The organism is Aliamphritea ceti (assembly GCF_024347215.1).
Taxonomy (GTDB): domain Bacteria; phylum Pseudomonadota; class Gammaproteobacteria; order Pseudomonadales; family Balneatricaceae; genus Amphritea; species Amphritea ceti.
Genome location: NZ_AP025282.1, coordinates 3269796 through 3288276 on the forward strand (window position 1 = coordinate 3269796; position 18481 = coordinate 3288276).

Here is an 18481-nt window from a genome sequence, read left to right on the forward strand (position 1 = left end):
CAAATTTCCTAAATGAAACATTAGCCGCTGGCTATCAGTTGGGTCACACCGTCATAGACAAACTGTATCGCCAGTGCAGCCAGGATAACCCCCAGAAAACGGCGCAGAATTTCATCTCCAGTACGACCAATAATCACCTTCACGTAACGAGATAACAGCATCAGCACCAATGTCAGTACTGTTATAGAAATGATTGCCATCAAAATGGATAAGTCCTGCTCGGCACTCTCTGACTGTGAAAACAACAGAATCGAAAGCGTCAGGGAACCAGGACCAGCCATCAGCGGAATCGACATCGGGAATACTGAAATATCCCGTTTAGCGGTCGTCACCGTATATTCCACATCCTGAGTAATCATTTTAAATGCGGTGTAAAACAGCAGTAAGCCACCGGAAATTCGCAGGGCCTCAATGTTAATGCCCAGCTTATTCAGGAACGGCTCGCCGTAATTACCAAAGATAATCAGCAACAGGGTCGAAATGATGATCGACTTAACTGCCATTTTAACCCTGTGCCCGGTTTCCCCAACCGGTACCAGAGAGTGGAAAATAATTGCCGCGCCAATCGGATCAATAATAATGAACAGCGCTGTCATGGCATTCAGATAAACCAGAATATCCATTCAGAGAACCTTACAAACAAAAGAAAAGTAAAACACAGGCGACTTCAGCTAACGCCGGTCGCCACGAAGCAGAGCATTCAGCCCTGCACATCGACTTAAAACTATCTGACTAATATAGAAATATCGGCCGAAACTATATGTGACAGCAAGCCAGTTAAAACAAAACCGTTAAAACAAGTCTGCTAAAACTAAGGACGCGCACCAATACGCACATTTCCTGTCTGCATAAACTGTGCAACTTGCTTACGCTTCCGACCAATCAGCAACGGACCATTGTCGAAAAACAAAAAGTTCTTCCAATGACGCTTAAATACGTACCAGCGGGTTTCAATAACATGTTCAACGTCATAACAGAAATACACCAGCGTATTGTCATCCCATTCAAGATGTTCCAACAACTGTTCAGGCATTTCTGCTTCGTCAGATTCCCAGCGGTTTTGCCAGGGAAAGGTTTCTTGCCAGGTAGGATTTTTATTCGCCCAGTCATCATCATAAAACAGTTCCGGATGATTACTCTCCTGACTGATTTGCTGGCGCCATACCTGCTCTGCCCTGGCTTCGCTCAGGGGTTTAATCTCATTCAGATCCGCCTCAGAAATTGGCAGGTCTTTGTGCCTGAAAATCCAAGCGCGTTTGTACTCTTCTAACGGTATGTAATTCATTTGATAAACCAAAGCTGCCGCATTGCTATAAAGCTGCGGCATAAAGAAAACAGGTATTATCTGTCGGCCAGAGACTCCGGCACAGCATCCATAACGATATCAGGACGACGGGCCTGCCAGAAGCGTTTACGCCAGTAGGGGTTGGACAAAGGCGTAATGCTTACACCTAAGGTTTCACCCGAATGCAGGAAAGATTTATTACCAACATAGATGCCTACGTGCCTGCTGTATTTTCCGGTTTTAAAAAACACCAGATCACCAGGCTGTAATTCATCACGCGAAACCGGCTTACCGATCACCGCCTGTTTAAGCGTTGTACGCGGTAAATTAAGATCAAACTGTGCGGCAAAACTTCGCTGCACAAAAGCTGAGCAATCGATCCCTGTTCTGGTAGTACCACCCAGACGGTACGGTACTCCCTTCCAATCAGAAAACTGACGGAGTAACTGTTCCTGTATCGTTGCAACGTCGGCTGGCAGTGGCTTAGCTTTATTATAATGCCAGCCCACCACAGGCCGTTCAGCCACTGATGTCTTATCAACCACTGCAGGTTTTACCGACTGGCCTCCACAACCTGTCAGAAGCATCGCTGCTAACATGCAGCACACAATCAACCCTGTACGAATCTGCTTAAGCATTCTGCTGTTCATCCTGGAAAGCACGACAGATATTTGTGCCAATAATAGCCCAAGCATTGGCACAGCAATAGAGGCAAGATACTATTTTGGTTAAGGATTATCGAACATTTGGATAAAAAGCCATGACCCAGACACCCAATTTACCTATTATTTACAGCACAGAGATCAAATCTGACTGGCTAGATTACAACAACCACATGAACGTGGCTTACTACATACTGGTTTTTGATCTGGCTGGTGTTGAACTGGTCGCTCAACTGGGCCTCAGCCCTGAATATACCGAACAACAAAAGATTTCATGGATGGTACTGGAAAACCACATCACCTATGACAATGAAGTCAGCCTAGGCCAGGAAGTAGATATCAGCTGCCGCCTGCTTGATAACGACAGTAAACGCCTGCACCTCTATTTTGAAATGCATGCCCGCAATGCCGACGGCAGCACATATCTGGCATCAACACTTGAGCAAATGGCCATGTGCGTTGATTTGAAGGCACGTAAAGCCTGTGAGTTCCCGGTTGATATAATGACTAAAATTGAAGCATTGGCGGATAAACACGAAGCCTTGCCAATGCCCGATAATATTGGCCGTAAAATCGGCATTCGCCGTAAACCTGCTGCAGGCTGAATCATGCTAAAACCCGACATACTTCATCGCGCCGCCGCGCAAGGACTGCTGACACCCGAGCAGGTTGACCCTCTGGTGGATTTTATTAATCAGCAAAACGATGCTGATCTCAATACAGCTCACGACGAAGAGCAACTTAAGTTTGTCCGCAATTTTGGCGATATTTTTATCACTATAGGTGTTGCCTTTGTTGCCATGTCGATTGCGACTATGAATTTGCAAAGCTGGCAGTGGTGGCTCGCCGGCGGGTGTTTTGTAGCACTGGCAGAATGGCTAGTCAGACAACGGCGTCTGGCGTTACCCGGCATGGCCATTCTGCTGTCTATTATGTACTTCGTCGCCCAGGCTGCAGGCCTGCCGGAAATCGACTTGTTCGCTGACCAGTTCAGCAGCATTCCATCTCTGCTATTACTGGCAGGCTGTGCCGGCGCATTTTACTGGCGCTACGGTATGCCATTCAGCCTGCTACCTATGGCACTGAGCCTGGTTACTATTGCGCTTATAGGTTTAGGTGAACAATTACTAGAACATCAGTGGTTATTTACATTAATTGGCTTAGTCGTCTTCAGTATCGCCATCACTTTCGACAGTAAAGACAGGCAACGTAAACTGCGCTGGAGCGACTGTGGTTTCTGGTTACACCTACTGGCATCACCATTAATTGTGCACGGAATTATGACAACGCTGATATTCTCAGACTCCCCCCTGCTGAATGCGCTTGGCAATGAGATTCTATTAATCAGCTTCTTCGTTGTGTTCATGTTGGTGGCCCTGTTAGTCGACCGCAGAGCAATGCTTGTGTCCAGTTCCAGCTATGGTATCTATGCCATTTTCACTTTATTAGAAAACAGTCCGGTCAGCGCCGAAAACTTACCACTAGTGGTATTCATAGGCTTTGGTCTGTTTATTATCTTTTTTGGCACCTTCTGGTACAGATTACGTACGGTTATTTTCCGACCGCTACAAAATTCGCGGGTTGCAAATCTGGTACCTGACTTTACCGATAAGTAACTCAGGGAATGTGTTTTTCAGCAACACACTATTAAAGAACATATGATTTAAGAACAGCTGACTTAACAACGAGTAATCAGTACGGAGAATATACGCTAAACAGTTGAGAGTGCTGGACTATTCCACCAGCATTCTGCAACTATAGCCTTAACTACCAGTAACAAGCGCTTAACCATCCATTTACCCCATCTGGATTATACTGGGGGGATAATTTTTTGACTGTTCGCCCACACAAAGGGAGATTTCCGTGTTGTCGCATCGTTTAATCCGCACGCCAATAATTCTGGCCGGCCTTATTTTATCTGCATCTCTGTTACAGGGCTGTGCTGAAGAAGATACCCAAACTACCGATCAGACAGCACAAACTGTGATCCGGCCCGTAAAGCTCTATAGCGTCGGTGCCCCCAAAGAAGCACCTAGCCGAACTCTCGCAGGGACAATTCAGGCATCAGATCAGGCTGATCTGAGCTTCCGGGTTGGTGGTAAAGTTGCCGAGGTTAAAGTGGATGCCGGCGACAGCGTTAAAGCCGGTGATGTCATTGCTACGCTGGATACTACCCAGTTACAGCTTGCAGCTGATTCAGCCAAAGCCCAGCAACAGAGAGCCAACGCAGTCCTTGCAGAAGCACAGCGCAAATACACAGCCAATAAAGAACTGGTTAAGCGCGGCGTAATATCCCGGATCAGCTTTGAAAACATCGTCGCAACCCTCAAGTCCACTACCGCCGATGCCGATGCAGCCAAAGCCGAATATCAGCGTGCCCTGAAAGATCTCGACTATGCAGAGCTGCAAGCGCCTTTCAGCGGCTTGATTGCCAGCCGTAACGTAGAACCTTTCACCAATGTTACTGCCGGCCAAAGCCTGTTCCAGATAGCTAAACAGGGCCAGCGTGAAGTTGTCGTAAGAATGCCTCTTTCGACTCTACGCTACATTAATCAGGATACTCCAGTACGTGTTACACCTCTGATTGCGGATGAACTTAGCCTTGGAGAAGCAGCTTCCTATGCAGGTGTAATTCACCAGGTAGGATCACGTTCTGAAGCTGGCAGCGCCGTCACCATGAAGGTATTACTGCAGGGAAATGTTGCAGAGTTGCGCGATGGTATGGCTGCAGAAGTGCGTTTTAACCTCAGTTATCAGGACAGCGGTCATCTAACTGTACCTTTCAATGCCATTATTGCAGGTGACCAGGCTGATACAGGTTTTGTATTCAAATACCAGGCAGATAGCCAGCAAGTGACTAAGGTAGAAGTTCAGCTGATTGCCCCCCGTGACCAGGGCGTTGAAATCACCGGCGAGCTATTAGCGGGTGATCAGGTTGTTGCCGCAGGTGCGCAATTCCTCCATGAAGGCCAGCAGGTCATGCCGTTTAAAGCGGCTCAGTAAGGGAACCGGAATATGATTACCAAGCTAGCCCTGCAGGGCAACCGGGTAACCATCGCCCTGACGCTGCTGCTGTCATTGATGGGAATATTTCTCTATCAGGATTTTCCGTCTCAGGAAGAACCTGAAATTAACATCCGTGAAGCCGTGGTAACTGCCCAGTACCCGGGCCTACCACCGCAACGGGTGGAAAACTTAATCATTCGTAAACTTGAAGACGCCATCCGGCAAATTCCTGAAGTTAAAGACATTAACTCTCAGGCCAGCACTGGCTACGCACAGATAAACGTCAGCCTGTACGATTCTGTCAGTAACCTTCAACCAATCTGGCAAACACTGCGAAACAAAGTTAACGACATTAAAAACCAGCTGCCCAGCGGCACACAAGGGCCATTCGTCAACGACGATTTCGGCCGGGTTGCTGTGGCGAGCATAGCCTTTACCGCTGAAGGTTTTACCCTGGCAGAAATGCGCGCAACCGTTAAACGTTTTCAGGATCAGTTAACTGCCCTCAAAGGTGTCAGCCGTATAGAGCTATTAGGCAACAATCCTGAACAAATCTATATGGAGAGCACTACCACTGAACTGAGTAATGCCGGCGTTAATATCCAGCAGGCTCTGCAAACGTTACAGAACCGTAACGTCATCAGCTCTGCAGGTCAGCTCAGTACCGGCGCGCAGCGGGTGGTAATTGAACCAACCGGTAATCTCAACAGCATAGAAGAAATCGCCAATATTCCGCTCCGGCTGGACGACGGCAGCATCATCTATCTAGGTGACCTGTTCCGCATTACCCGTGGCTATAAAGAACCCGCTGAACGTTATGCCTATTACAATGGCAAACGCGCACTGGTGCTGGCCGTATCAATGCAGAGTGGTTTCAACGTATTGTCCTTTTCAGAGCAACTGAAGCAAAGAGTCTCAGAACTGGAAAATACATTACCCTGGGGCTTTGAAACAGATTTTGTTACTTATCAGGCAACTGAAGTAAAACGCTCTATCGATCAGGTTACCAACAGCCTGCTGCAAACTGTTGCGGTGGTTTTTGTGGTCGTCGTCATGTTTCTGGGGCTACGTACAGGTATTGTTGCCGGCTTACTGGTACCGATTACGATTCTGGTTACCCTGGTCATCATGTCTGTTATGGAAATCCCGCTACAAAAGGTTTCCATTGCCGCCATTATCATTGCCCTTGGGCTATTGGTTGATAACGGCATAGTAGTTGCGGAAGACTATCTCACCCGGGTCAATCAGGGGCAGTCTGGCTTCCAGGCTGCCGCTACGTCCGGCAGTAAAATGATGGTACCTCTGCTAACCGCTTCTCTGACGACTATTTTTGCCTTCTATCCATTAATGGCCGGCGACAACGTCACCATTGAGTACACCCGCTCACTGGCACAGGTCATCACGATTACCCTGTTGTCTTCATGGCTGGTCGCACTGACGGTTATTCCGTTGCTGGCTATTTGGCTGATTAAAGCCCGCGGCCCACAGCAAAGTGCCGATAGCGAAACCTCGTTACAAACCGGCTACAAACGGCTACTCAACATGATACTGGGAGCACGTACTCTGTTCTTGCTGCTAATGGCAGGCTTACTGGTTCTGGCTGTCTATGCATTTGGCGCTGTGCCAAAACAGTTCATGCCGCCTAACGCCCGCCAACAATACATGATTGAACTGGAGTTACCGGCAGGCTATGCCATAGAGGCCACACAAAAACTCAGTGGCGAAGTCAGTCGCTGGCTCATGCAGGAAGAGACTAGTCCGGAAGTAGCCAACCATGTTACCTATATAGGCTTTGGTGGTCCGCGCTTCGTATTATCCCTTAGCCCTAATGATCCGGCACCGCACCGCGCCTTTATGCTGGTTAACCTTAAAGATGGCAGTAGTCAGCAGGCTGCTATGGATAAAGCCCGTGACTATCTGAGTAATCAGTTCCCTGAAGCCCGTATCAGCGTGAAAGGTTTTGGCTCCGGTGGCGCAGAAGAAGGCAGCATCGAATATCGCATTAAAGGTCCGGATAAAATCACCCTTCGTGAAATCTCTGAACAGGTGCAGGGGCTGCTGTATCAACAACCGGGCATGATCAATATTCAGGACAACTGGGATAACAAAGTATTCAAGCTCAAGGTACAGATCGATCAGACTAAAGCCGAGCTGGCAGGCCTGAGTACCGAGCAGATATCCCGGGCACTTGATACGTTGCTCAGCAGTGGCGAAGTAACCCAGTTCCGTGAAGGTGATCAGAGCATTCCGGTAACAGTGCGTAGCGCCAGCATTGAACGTCAGGACGTCGAGCGCTTCGGTACTCTGTATGTCGGCAATGACCGTCAGGGCAACCCGGTTACACTGACCCAGATTGCTACCTTCTATGCTGAACCGACTGAATCCCTGCAACGTCGCTACAACTTAGAGCCGACTATTAAAATTAAAGGTGTCAGCACTCTGCTTCCGGCCGGCACGATGGTCGACCGCCTTACACCGGAAATTGCGGCTCTGAATATTCCTCTTGGTTACAGCATTGAAATTGGCGGTGAAGCTGAGTCCTCCAACGATGCGACATCGGCGTTGGCCCAGAACCTGCCAATTGCCTTCGGCGCAATATTCCTGCTGTTACTGGCACAATTCCGCTCGTTCCGTAAAGTCGGCATTATCGGCATTACACTGGTATTCAGCCTGATTGGCGCCAGCTTCGGCCTCTTCCTGTTACAGGCCAGCTTCGGCTTTATGGCGATGCTGGGCTTCCTGTCACTGGGAGGAATTATCATCAATAACGGCATCTTGCTGGTTGAGCAATTTGATGTGGAAGAAGCCAGCGGCAAGTCGCCGTACCAGTCCATCATTGATGGTGCGACATCCCGTCTGCGTCCAATTCTGGTTACCACCGGCACCAGTGTTATTGGCCTGATGCCACTAATGCTCAGCGGTGACGAGCTATGGTTTGGTCTGACAGTTGTACTGGCTGCCGGCTTATTAGGCGGCACCTTGCTAACGCTAGGAGTTGTACCTGTACTCTATAGCTTGCTGTTTAAAGTGAAACGCGCTTAAACATTCAGACCTTTAATAACAAAGATCTAAACGCAAACAGGCCGGTAAAATACCAGCCTGTTTTGTATTCGGTCTTTTAACTTTTACAGTGAATATTCTCAGTGAACATTCTTAATGTGAACAAGGATCTAAGTGAGTAACGCAGAACAACACTAAAAATTAAGACAGTTGTTGCAAAGTGACTTCGCAATGCTGGTCATCACTGCTCAACATCAGAGTATCGTCAGTAATCATGAGTGACAGATCCATCGTCCGCTTGACCATTGCTTCCAGCGGTTCAAGTTGTGCTGCAGGCAACTGCCAAACGTTTACCTTTGGTAACTGGGTAATAGCCTGCTGATGCTTCTGCCACCAAATCTCGGTCTCACTGCCGTAAGCATACAAACTGATTTGCTGCGCCCGACTCACACCTTTACGCAAACGCTCCGGGCTTACCTGCCCCAGCTCAATCCAGTTTTCTACTTCCCCACTGGGAGATACTTGCCAAAGTTCCGGTTCATCGGTTGCTGACAAGCCTTTGGTAAAGCTGAGATCACGATGATAATTCAATCCGTAAACCAAAACCCGCACCATCATCCGCGTCAGAGTTTCTGATGGATGCTGTGCAACAGTCAGGGATAAGCTCTCATAACAATGCTTATTCATATCGCTAAGCTGCAGGTTTACTTTGTAGATCGTCGGTTTCAGGGCCATAAAAGTTCTCAGCAAGGCGAAAAAAGTGCGCCATTGTAGCCTTAAATACCTTCCGGCGCACCGCTTACCCTCTGCCCTGGCTTATATCGGCAGTTGCTCTAAACAGCAGTTACACAGCACTACCTTCAGACCAGCCGCCTCTGACTTGACCCATGCAGCACATTCGCCCATCCTTGCGCGATACTCTTTTTTACGAGCGTCTTATTTACAAGCTTCTTATTTACGAGCTTCGAACTACAAGCTTCTTACTTTTACTAGCTTCGAACTACAATCTTCTAACCACAGTCTTCAGAGGTTATTTATGCAGTGTCGGTCTGGCTGTGGTGCTTGCTGCATCGCACCGCATATTTCTTCCGCAATTCCTGGCATGCCAGATGGCAAACCCGCTGGCGTACGCTGTATAAACCTGGATACAGAGCATAATTGCCAAATCTGGCAACGCAGCGACTACCCTCAGGTCTGTAAAGATTTCACTGCTCATAGCGAACATTGTGCTGAAAACCGCCTTCAGGCACTGCGAATTCTGACCTTGATGGAAGACGAAACCCGTCCGGATTAAAAAGCCCTGATGCACCGATTCGCCGGCGGTGCTAAAATCGCTTTCCCTGTCCGCCAATCAATACAGAAGACATTATGGAACTGAAACATCTAGCCATCCGTGAACTGCTTAAAAACGCTGAAGAAACCCAGGCGACTATCAGTAACAGAGGTGGTCCAATCGATATTCAGGCACCTATGGCACAGCGACTGTTTGATACTCTGGTATCTGCCTATGGCCGCCGTGCTGCACTGACCCATGGTTCATTCACCGTAGAAGATCCGGACAGCCATCCGTTTATTATTAATTTCCGTCAGTTCATCGACGGCACACCGGATGATGATGATTTCCTGAGTCTGTGTGATGTGGCTATGGGACAGCTGGCAGCGTCTCTAAGCACCGAGTCAGCATCTGCTGCAACCGGTGGCTATGTCATCTTCTGTCACTACAGTGCAGATGTTTTCGATTACCTTCTGGTTGCTCTGGTTCGGGATAAAAACGGCGTAGCTTTTGACGGTAACCTGCACCCAACTCAAGTTATCGAGCTGGATCTGGATAAACTGCATCAGGCAGCCAAGATCAATATCTCGACCTATAAAGAAGGCACCGACAGCTACCTGAGCTTTATCGGCACTAAGCGCAAAGGCGATATTACCCATTACTTCTCTACTGCACTTGGCTGCAGTGATGTTGTACCTGCCCGCCAGGCAACGTCTGAACTGATCCGCGCGACTGAAGATTTTTGCCGCAAAAATCAACTGCAGGATAAACAGGAAGCCATCGTTGATGACGTAGTCGGCTATCTGTCAAAGCAACGCAGTGAAAAACAGTCGGCTTATCTGCCAGACATGAATGAAATCTTTGCCCAGCACATTCCGCCTGAACAGGCAGAAAGTGGTACAGAAAGCTTTGGCAGCTTTGCTAACTCTGAAGAATATCAGGTTAGCCATGAGTTCCAGCCGCATACCAGTACTATTAACAACTATACAAAGATTAAAGCTAAAGCCGATAACTGGCAGCTGGATTTTTCCAAGCGTTCACTGGGCGAACTGAACTCCACCAGCGATATCCAGTTTGATCCGAATACCAACAGCCTGATTATCCGTCGCTTACCCACCAAGGTAGTGGATCAGTTACGCGAAGCGCTGGACGACTAAACTGCTACATCATCAGCGCAATTAATCTGCGCTATCACATTCCTGTCATATGCCGGTGCTATCGTGCCGGCATTACCCTTGTGCAACGCACAATAATAATTCTCTGAATGATCATACATAGCTTTTGTTGCAGCGCAAAATAACTACCAAAGTCTGCAGTAAGCTGATTTCAGGTACATTATGCTAAACCAGTGGAAAATTGCTCTACAAGGTAGATAATCAGCCAATAAAAGCCACTTATTACAATCAAAAACAACAAGTTAAATCGATTTATGTTATTCCCGGTAAAGTCACCGGTTATCGTCAGGACGGTTTTTTTGTGCACCGCACAAAAAAATATTTGACACGCTCGAAAAGTGGCTTACAATAAGCCTCATATTGTGCACTGCACCAATCAAATATATGGAGATACACCATGACTAATAACATCGATTTTCAAGCATCGTTCGACTCTGTTAAGTCTCTGATGGAATTGCAAGCGCAAACTATCAGCAAGTCTGTTGAACTACAGAAGCAATCTGGCGAGCAGCTAACTGCTTTCTTCAAGCAAGAAGCTGAAAAAGCTCAGACGCTGAAGACTCCAGAAGACGTAGTAAAGTTCAACGTTGAAGCTAACACTGCTTTGTTCCAACTGCTGAAGCTTCAAGGTGAAGCTTTCACATCTCTGGCTACTCAAGCTGGCGAATCTGTGATGAGCCAAATGACTAAAGCTGCTAAGTAAGCTTACTTAACAGTTGTAAAAAAGCCCCGTCAGACTCAGTCTGGCGGGGCTTTTTTATGCTCTGTATTAAGTTCTCATTACTTATAAAAAGCTCTTATAAAGAGCACTTATACAAAAAGATCCATGATTCAGTGCAACGGCGGCGCTTTATCGCTCAGTTGCATAATTGGCTGACCGGAACTGTCCAGTGCTAACGCACCCTGCTCTACGGCATAATCCATTAGCTGGCTCATTACCATGTCAGTTAAATGCGCACTGATCACCAAACCTGCCGGTGGATCACCTTCGAAGATTTCATCTTCAACCATACCATCAGCACGTAAACCTAATAGCAGAGGATTCTCAGCAACCAGCGGTGCAATATCATCCGGAGCAAATACTGAATATTCGGACGCGACCTCTAAAGCCAGGTTATAAGCATCAGCAGCTTCCGTCGCCAATCGCTCCTGATATACAGACTCAGCCAGTGCCATCACCTTAGTCAGCTCAGAACGACCAGGCTTCTGCATATTCTGCTTAGCCAGCTCACTGTCACTGTAATCCACTACAGGCGCAATAACCTCATCCAGCTGCTGATGAACCTCTTCAGACAAATGCCCTTCAGCATCCGGCTTCAACCAGCCCTGCTCTGCAGCAATACCAATCAGCGCTTCCAGCATGCCAGCTGCAAGGTTCACACAAATGATCATCCCTACGCTCGGATTAGCCGCTTCTTCTGCATCAGCAATCATACCGCCAGGACGAGTCGCCAACAGCGTCGGGTCCTCTGCAACAACCAGTGCCAATTTATCAATTTCAAGGTACAAATGGTGATTACACAGCTCCATTGCAATCCGCAATGCGTTCTCACCGCCAGACGTCATCATCGCAGCGTGATAGTCATGCTGCACCTGCTCAACGATGTCTGCTAATAATTGGCTCATGTTTTTCTCCGGCTGGGCGCAAATTTTTCAACTCAAAACTCAGCAGTATTTACTAATGTTTAACAAAGGCTTGTCGATAGCCTTTATATGACGGAGGTTTTACAAACCGTCACGCTATACGCTTTATACCTGACAAACGGGGGTCAGCATGCATATTCAATTACCACAACCGGTACCTGAAGACGAAGATGAAGGTAAGGTATACGTATTATCAGATAATTAAGATCGTCGGATTTCTTAGCTAGTTTTCTAGCCAGGCTGGTATAAAAAGCCCTTTCAGACAGACCTTTCAGCCTGTCAAAGAGATCTGATGCTTTAAATCTCAGACGTTACTAATGGCCGATGCCTTTAATGATAGGTCAAACCAATCAGTTTGATCTGTGCTTTAAGCTCATCGAACTGATCGCGCAACTCTGCCATCGGGCGTAAACCAAAGTCCAGCGGATCGACCGGCAGCTCATACCAGTCCAGGGTAGATACCCGGGTCATCAGATCATATTCACCAATTAAAGCATCAAGATAGATCATCACCGCTTCAATCCGCGGCTCCATATCCAAACTATCCGGCAACTCTTCCATGTACACAGCCATAAACAATTTGCTGTTTTCAATGCGGAAGCTATACCAAAACTCTTTCAGCTCTATGACGTCTTCACCGAGGTGAATATACGTAGGGACCGGATCATAGCGGTGGTTAAACGCAATGAAGCGGATACCCGCAACACTAGGCGCCGCACCGACCAGACTCAGAACACTGCTGATAGACTCAGGATAGCCATCGCAGCCAAACACCATTTCAACCGGACCATCTTCTTCATCTCGCTCAAAATGAAACGTCAGATTACGGTCAATCTTCTGCAGAGAGTTACGATACTCCAGCAACAGATTATCAGCATCGAAGTTATTATCTGCTTCGCTGCTGAGTAAGTTGTCTATGGTGTTTTCCAGCTGTTGCCAAAAATTGACAATATTTTCCTGCCTATGAATCATGTGCGCGGAACAACCACCCCAGTCTGTCCCTGATACTTACCATCCCGGTCTCTGTAGGAGGTTTCACAAACTTCATCGGCACCCAGGAACAACATCTGAGCAACACCTTCATTGGCATAGATCTTGGCCGGCAAAGGCGTTGTATTAGAGAATTCCAGTGTAACGTGACCTTCCCACTCAGGTTCCAGCGGCGTCACGTTTACGATAATACCGCAACGTGCGTAAGTGCTTTTGCCCAGACAAATAGTCAGAACATCACGGGGAATTTTGAAGTATTCAACAGTACGCGCCAGCGCAAAAGAGTTTGGCGGGATAATACATACATCAGATTTCACATCAACAAAGCTGCCGTCATCGAAGTTCTTCGGGTCAACAACTGAAGAGTTGATGTTAGTGAAAATCTTAAATTCGTCAGCACAACGGACATCGTAGCCATAGCTGGAGGTGCCGTAGGAGATTAGTTTTTCTTCACCACGACGACGCACCTGGCCCGCCTCAAATGGCGAGATCATTTGATGTTCTTCGGCCATGCGGCGAATCCAACCGTCCGACTTAATACCCATAGTCACAATATCCGTCAGTTTAATCTTAAAAAAGGCGACAATCTTAACGTTTTTGCCATAAAAAAACCGCACTTTTTCAGAAAAAAGTGCGGTAAATTTCAGCCCTGATCTACAGCGCTCTGAACCAGTGGTTCAAACGCCTGAATCAGTCATTCACAATCGAAATATTTGGCATAGCTACAGGTGCTTCAGCACGCTTCGCCAGCAAGGCACCAACCTTACGTGCCATATCGCGATAGATAGCTGTTTCCTGGCTATCCGGAGCGCTTACAACCGTAGGTGCACCATTGTCAGTAGAGGTACGAATGCCCATTGTCAGCGGCAACGCACCCAGCATTGGGCTCTGATACTGCTCAGCCAGCAGTTCACCGCCGCCATGACCAAAGATAGGTTCGCTATGACCACATTCACTACAAATGTGCAGGCTCATATTTTCGACCACACCCAGTACAGGAATCTCGACCTTACGGAACATCTCGATGCCTTTCTTAGCATCCAACAGCGCAATATCCTGTGGCGTTGTCACGATCACAGAACCCGTAACAGGTACTTTCTGAGACAGTGTCAGCTGGATATCACCGGTTCCCGGCGGCATATCAATAAACAGGTAATCCAGATCTTCCCAAACAGTTTCGGTCAGCAGCTGCTGCAAAGCACCACTTGCCATAGGACCACGCCAAACCATTGGCTGTTCGTCATCAATCAGAAAACCGATCGACATCACCTGTAAGCCATGCGCCTGAATAGGTGCCATCAGCTTCTCACCAACTGGCTGTGGGCGGGTTCCAGGTGTCACACCCAGCATCATACCCTGGCTTGGGCCATAGATATCCGCATCCATAATGCCAACACGTGCGCCTTCAGCAGCCATCGCCAGTGCCAGGTTAACAGTCGTTGTTGATTTACCAACACCGCCTTTACCGGAAGACACTGCAACAATGTTCTTCACACCTTTCAGTGCCTGCAAGCTGCCCTGCACCTGATGTGCAGCAACCTGACTTGTAATCTCAACCTTCACACTGCCAGCACCTACTGCTTTAACAGCGTCTGTCAGAGACTGTTTAATATCAGCCTCAACACCAGCACAGGGATAGCCCAGTTCAATGGAAATCGTAACTGTATCGCCCTGTACGCTCAGTGCTTTTAATGCTTTAGCACTGACATAGTCCTGCTCTAAATACTTATCCTGTACGCCGGCAATTGCCGCATGTACCTGCTCGTTCGTTAAGCTCGTCATAAGGTTATCTACTCTTGGCTCTCAATACCCTAGTAATTTTGTCGGGAATTATGCGCCATCTATTATCGTAAGGCCAGCCAAATCCGGTATTTTGAAGCCATCAATATCTCAATCATTGGTCGGTTAGCATTTAAAGACAGGCACAAACACACAACATGATCCTGCAGCCTAACCTGACGTCAGAGCCGGAAACACGCTGTAATCAGCAAGATAACAGTAATGAACTAAGAGAAGAAAACAACCATCAGTCAGATGCAACAACCTGCACAGCTTCGGCTACTGAGCCTACCAGCATCTTTGCAACACAGCAGGCACCTGCTGCAGCAAAATGTAACCGCAGCAAATCATTTAACGCATCCAGAGACAGCTGCGTATCCGAATGTTGTGGCTCAGAACCGCGCTTTAAATGAAAACACTGCCCTGCAGAATCGATCAGTAAATCCGCAGCATCGTAATACTGCGCTAAGTAATCCTGCCGCCATTCTGCAGCAGACATAACTGCAATCAGTTCAGGATCACCGGCATAACTAAGCAATGCTGGCCAGTGAATATCAGTATTCATATCATTCGGCTCAATGTGCCTGCGGTAACGCTTGTAATAATTCGCCAGATTCACATACCTGACAATACTCACCATGTAAGTTACTCAGAAACGCCCAGTGAACATCCTCAGCACTCAGTTGTTTCCCGGTTAACAAATCCATGGCAAAAGCCGCCGAGGCGTCATCCGGAACCATAACCCTGAACCCCAGACCGCTGGCAACCCGCACAGTAGCATCTACTGAGTTATTACTCAGCACACCACAAATCACAAGCTCAGTTACCTCCTGCGCTTTTAACAGAGCTTCAAGCTCCGTGCCGATAAAGGCACAGTTTTCCTGTTTCGTAATCACCGCCTCGCCCATCAAAGGTTCGGCTTCATACTTGAAAGAAAAGAAGTCCGATGCAGGATGATAAGGTGAATTTTCAAACTTAGAAGCATGGCGCACATGCACCACAGGCAAGCCCCGGTCGCGCCACACCATTAGTAAAGATGCGATCACCTTCTCAGCATCTGGATTATTACGGCTGTAATCAGAGTAACAGTCAATCGCATCCTGAACGTCTATAACGATCAACGCCGGATTGCCTGAAATAAACAAATCGTGATGTATGCCTGGCAGCATAGATAAAGCCCATCCCTGTTACAGCGACTCCCCCCGTTATATATGTTGCAAACGTTTGGCTGTGGCAGTCACATTATTGTCATAAGTATAGGTGGCATTAATGACAGCTTTTACACATCACAGCAAGTGACTAAAGGGCTAACTCAAGATTTCAGGCTCAGGACTTTTATCTAAGTGCGTTCCAACCAAAACAAGTCCATTAGTCCATACCAACCCCGTCCGTTGCCCTTACACTTATTCCCGAAGGGTCAAAGCCTTCCAGACAATATACATTCACGCCAAAATGATCTGGAGTAACACGCTTACGGTGAAACGGATAAATCCCACATACACTGCAAAAATAATGCTGCGCCGTATGAGTATGGAAACGATAGGTTGTGAGAACGTCTTTGCCCGTCAGAATATTCATCTGACTCTCATGTACTTTCACCATTAAGGCATTCTTACGCCTGCAGATAGAACAGTCACAAGTCGTCAGTTCAGGGAAGTCAGTTTCAATCTCAAAGGTGACAGCCCGGCAGTGGCAAGAACCGCGATAGGTTTTCATTTGTTTTACACTTCTGCCAAAAACATTATTTAACACGCAACTTACGACGGCAACCAAACAAACGACAACGCCAGCCATAAGATGCAATACAAAACAGAGCGATCCAGAACCCAGTATTCACCGCTGTATAACTCAAAGTATCAGACGTCGAGCATTGCACGAACTCGATGCATGAATAGCTCAGCGCATAAACCATCAACAAGGCTTCGGCAATGACGAGTAACACCAGATATAACAAAATGAATACAACCCGACGCATTTTTGGAGGGTAGAAATAACGTTCAGTGTCTTCCCTCCGCTCCGCCAACACTTCATAAGCAGATACCGTCTTAGGGGATCTATGTACGACAATAGAGCCGCTTATCATGTCATGTACTGCCTGATACTTTGCGGACGTCATAACCGTGACCAGAGACATAATCCCCAATGGTAATTTGGTAAAGAACCGAACATAACTTGCCAGCATACCGAGGCGCTTATCCTCAGCTACTCTGCGTATCCGTAAAGCACTCAGATGATGCCCAACTGAGCCACCCGTAAGCCAAACGCACAAAGGCTCCACTGAAACCAACAATCCCAAAATAATAAGACTCTCGACTGTTTCTACAGATAAATCTAACTGTTTCACCAAAAAAATAATGACGAGAAATATGATACTTAGAAATACACAATCGATCAGAAGTGCCTTTAGTCGCCTGGGCAACCGCGTATAGGCTATTAAATCATCCATATGAAATCCTTTTATTTAATAACCTCTATTTGAAAACTCAATGCCCGACACAATCAAATATTAGTCGTTATCCTGATGTACCACACCGTTTTTATCCAACCGGTACTTCTGGAAATCTTCTGCAAGATAAAGCTGTCCGCCATAAACCTCTTTAGCTTCCAGACGCAAAATCTCTACTGAAGATGGTGCAGCAGGGTTAAGCTGATAGCGGGGACTAAAATGCGTCAGTATCAGACTCTTAACATTGGCTTGTTCAGCAAATTCAGCACCTGCCCGGCATAGCTATGACCATACTCTGCAGCTTGCTTAGCAAGGTCCTGCGCATAAGTGGCTTCATGCACTAACACATCACAATCACTGCATATATTCTGCAGTACTGAAGGCTCTGCATTATCACCGCATATTACGACTTTTCTGGGCCTGGTATCAGTAATGACATAGTCACAGGCACGATACAGCTGCCCTGCGTTACTCACATCCACACCGGATTGAAGCAATCCCCAGTCAGGTCCAGCCGGCAAATCCGATGCCCGAAGCGCTTCAACATCCAGCTCGCCATCGACCCAGCTTTCTGTAAAGCAATAAGCATATGATTCAACACGATGAACCAGTGGCACAGCAGACACTGAAAACTGGCCAAACGACAATGCGTTCAGTTCAGCCGGATACTCGTCAGACTCCGTAGATTCCTCAGTTGATAACTCTTCTGGTAGAAGAAAATTGAGCTCGAATGATAAATGAAACGCCGTAAACCTCTGCGTCGCTTCTATCCATTCACGAATGCCCCGGGGAGCAACAATGGTCAGCGGCTCGGTTCTGCCGGTCATACCCGCACTGCCTAACAGCCCAGGCAAGCCATAACAGTGATCACCATGTACATGAGTGATGAAGATTGCCTGTAAGGTATTCAGAGACAACTGAGTGTGCAGCAACTGATGTTGCGTCGCTTCGCCGCAGTCAATCAGATACCAGTTACGGCCTTTACTTTCCTGTAAAGCAACCGCTGATACATTACGCCGTTTAGTTGGCGTACCTGAAGAAGTACCAAGAAACTGAATAAACACTGTGAATCATCCTGACTGAAAATAAAAGCCTCAACTAACCACAGACAGTGTGCCATAAACCACCTGTTCTCTGCTGCGTCAGACGCTATAAATATATACCAAGAACAGATATCAGAATCGCCGCCACATTACTGTTTATGGACTAACCTTAACGGAC

General features: G+C 47.3%; 20 protein-coding genes. 7 read left to right on the forward strand and 13 right to left on the reverse strand.

The features are described 5' to 3' along the window. Positions 1-20: 20 nt before the first annotated feature. The 3 genes from OCU49_RS15035 to OCU49_RS15045 all read right to left on the reverse strand — a co-directional run bounded on the left by OCU49_RS15035 (position 21) and on the right by OCU49_RS15045 (position 1923). A complete protein-coding gene (locus tag OCU49_RS15035) occupies positions 21-623 on the reverse strand; it encodes a MarC family protein (RefSeq protein WP_261841371.1) in 603 nt (200 codons plus the stop codon). A 188-nt stretch (positions 624-811) separates the two neighbouring features. Next, entirely contained in the window at positions 812-1285 is a 474-nt protein-coding gene (locus tag OCU49_RS15040; RefSeq protein WP_261841372.1) for a DUF2947 domain-containing protein, read from the reverse strand. A 56-nt stretch (positions 1286-1341) separates the two neighbouring features. Continuing rightward, positions 1342-1923, reverse strand: coding sequence for an NlpC/P60 family protein (locus OCU49_RS15045; RefSeq protein ID WP_261841373.1), 582 nt, complete (start codon positions 1921-1923; stop codon positions 1342-1344). 122 nt (positions 1924-2045) lie between these two features. Between OCU49_RS15045 and OCU49_RS15050 the strand changes: the two genes are divergently transcribed. The 4 genes from OCU49_RS15050 to OCU49_RS15065 all read left to right on the forward strand — a co-directional run bounded on the left by OCU49_RS15050 (position 2046) and on the right by OCU49_RS15065 (position 7995). After that, on the forward strand, positions 2046-2552 hold the full coding sequence (locus OCU49_RS15050; protein WP_261841374.1) for a thioesterase family protein: 507 nt from the start codon (positions 2046-2048) through the stop codon (positions 2550-2552). A 3-nt stretch (positions 2553-2555) separates the two neighbouring features. Then, positions 2556-3563, forward strand: coding sequence for a hypothetical protein (locus OCU49_RS15055; protein WP_261841375.1), 1008 nt, complete (start codon positions 2556-2558; stop codon positions 3561-3563). A 250-nt stretch (positions 3564-3813) separates the two neighbouring features. Beyond that, positions 3814-4950: an efflux RND transporter periplasmic adaptor subunit gene (locus OCU49_RS15060; RefSeq protein ID WP_261841376.1), complete on the forward strand. Its 1137-nt coding sequence runs from the start codon at positions 3814-3816 to the stop codon at positions 4948-4950. Positions 4951-4962: 12 nt separating this feature from the next. Next, on the forward strand, positions 4963-7995 hold the full coding sequence (locus tag OCU49_RS15065) for an efflux RND transporter permease subunit (RefSeq protein ID WP_261841377.1): 3033 nt from the start codon (positions 4963-4965) through the stop codon (positions 7993-7995). Positions 7996-8154: 159 nt separating this feature from the next. Here OCU49_RS15065 and OCU49_RS15070 read toward each other — a convergent pair whose 3' ends face one another. Further along, a complete protein-coding gene (locus tag OCU49_RS15070) occupies positions 8155-8688 on the reverse strand; it encodes a YaeQ family protein (RefSeq protein ID WP_261841378.1) in 534 nt (177 codons plus the stop codon). Between the two features lie 301 nt (positions 8689-8989). Here OCU49_RS15070 and OCU49_RS15075 point away from each other — a divergent pair, with 301 nt between their 5' ends. The 3 genes from OCU49_RS15075 to OCU49_RS15085 all read left to right on the forward strand — a co-directional run bounded on the left by OCU49_RS15075 (position 8990) and on the right by OCU49_RS15085 (position 11104). Further along, positions 8990-9247, forward strand: a complete 258-nt coding sequence (locus tag OCU49_RS15075) for a YkgJ family cysteine cluster protein (protein WP_261841379.1) — start codon at positions 8990-8992, stop codon at positions 9245-9247. Between the two features lie 74 nt (positions 9248-9321). Continuing rightward, positions 9322-10383 (forward strand): nucleoid-associated protein, encoded by a 1062-nt coding sequence (locus tag OCU49_RS15080; RefSeq protein ID WP_261841380.1) that lies wholly within the window; start codon positions 9322-9324, stop codon positions 10381-10383. Between the two features lie 415 nt (positions 10384-10798). After that, a complete protein-coding gene (locus OCU49_RS15085; RefSeq protein ID WP_261841381.1) occupies positions 10799-11104 on the forward strand; it encodes a hypothetical protein in 306 nt (101 codons plus the stop codon). A gap of 128 nt (positions 11105-11232) precedes the next feature. Here OCU49_RS15085 and OCU49_RS15090 read toward each other — a convergent pair whose 3' ends face one another. The 9 genes from OCU49_RS15090 to OCU49_RS15130 form a co-directional block, all read right to left on the reverse strand. Further along, entirely contained in the window at positions 11233-12027 is a 795-nt protein-coding gene (locus OCU49_RS15090) for a hypothetical protein (protein WP_261841382.1), read from the reverse strand. Positions 12028-12375: 348 nt separating this feature from the next. Then, positions 12376-13017: a hypothetical protein gene (locus OCU49_RS15095; protein WP_261841383.1), complete on the reverse strand. Its 642-nt coding sequence runs from the start codon at positions 13015-13017 to the stop codon at positions 12376-12378. Next, on the reverse strand, positions 13014-13580 hold the full coding sequence (dcd, locus tag OCU49_RS15100; RefSeq protein WP_261841384.1) for a dCTP deaminase: 567 nt from the start codon (positions 13578-13580) through the stop codon (positions 13014-13016). Before dcd ends, OCU49_RS15095 begins: the two co-directional genes overlap by 4 nt. A gap of 145 nt (positions 13581-13725) precedes the next feature. Continuing rightward, positions 13726-14817: an iron-sulfur cluster carrier protein ApbC gene (gene apbC / locus OCU49_RS15105; protein WP_261841385.1), complete on the reverse strand. Its 1092-nt coding sequence runs from the start codon at positions 14815-14817 to the stop codon at positions 13726-13728. Between the two features lie 244 nt (positions 14818-15061). Continuing rightward, the gene (locus OCU49_RS15110; protein WP_261841386.1) at positions 15062-15379 is read right to left on the reverse strand and encodes a DUF4144 family protein; all 318 of its coding nucleotides are present in this window, start codon (positions 15377-15379) and stop codon (positions 15062-15064) included. Positions 15380-15389: 10 nt separating this feature from the next. Continuing rightward, positions 15390-15983 carry a cysteine hydrolase family protein gene (locus OCU49_RS15115; RefSeq protein WP_261841387.1) on the reverse strand — a complete coding sequence of 198 codons (594 nt, stop codon included), beginning with the start codon at positions 15981-15983 and terminating at the stop codon, positions 15390-15392. Positions 15984-16182: 199 nt separating this feature from the next. After that, entirely contained in the window at positions 16183-16530 is a 348-nt protein-coding gene (locus OCU49_RS15120; RefSeq protein WP_261841388.1) for a GFA family protein, read from the reverse strand. A 25-nt stretch (positions 16531-16555) separates the two neighbouring features. Further along, complete coding sequence (locus OCU49_RS15125) at positions 16556-17260, reverse strand: RDD family protein (RefSeq protein ID WP_261841389.1); 705 nt, start codon at positions 17258-17260, stop codon at positions 16556-16558. Between the two features lie 230 nt (positions 17261-17490). Beyond that, positions 17491-18324 (reverse strand): MBL fold metallo-hydrolase, encoded by an 834-nt coding sequence (locus tag OCU49_RS15130; protein ID WP_261841390.1) that lies wholly within the window; start codon positions 18322-18324, stop codon positions 17491-17493. Positions 18325-18481: the final 157 nt, after the last annotated feature.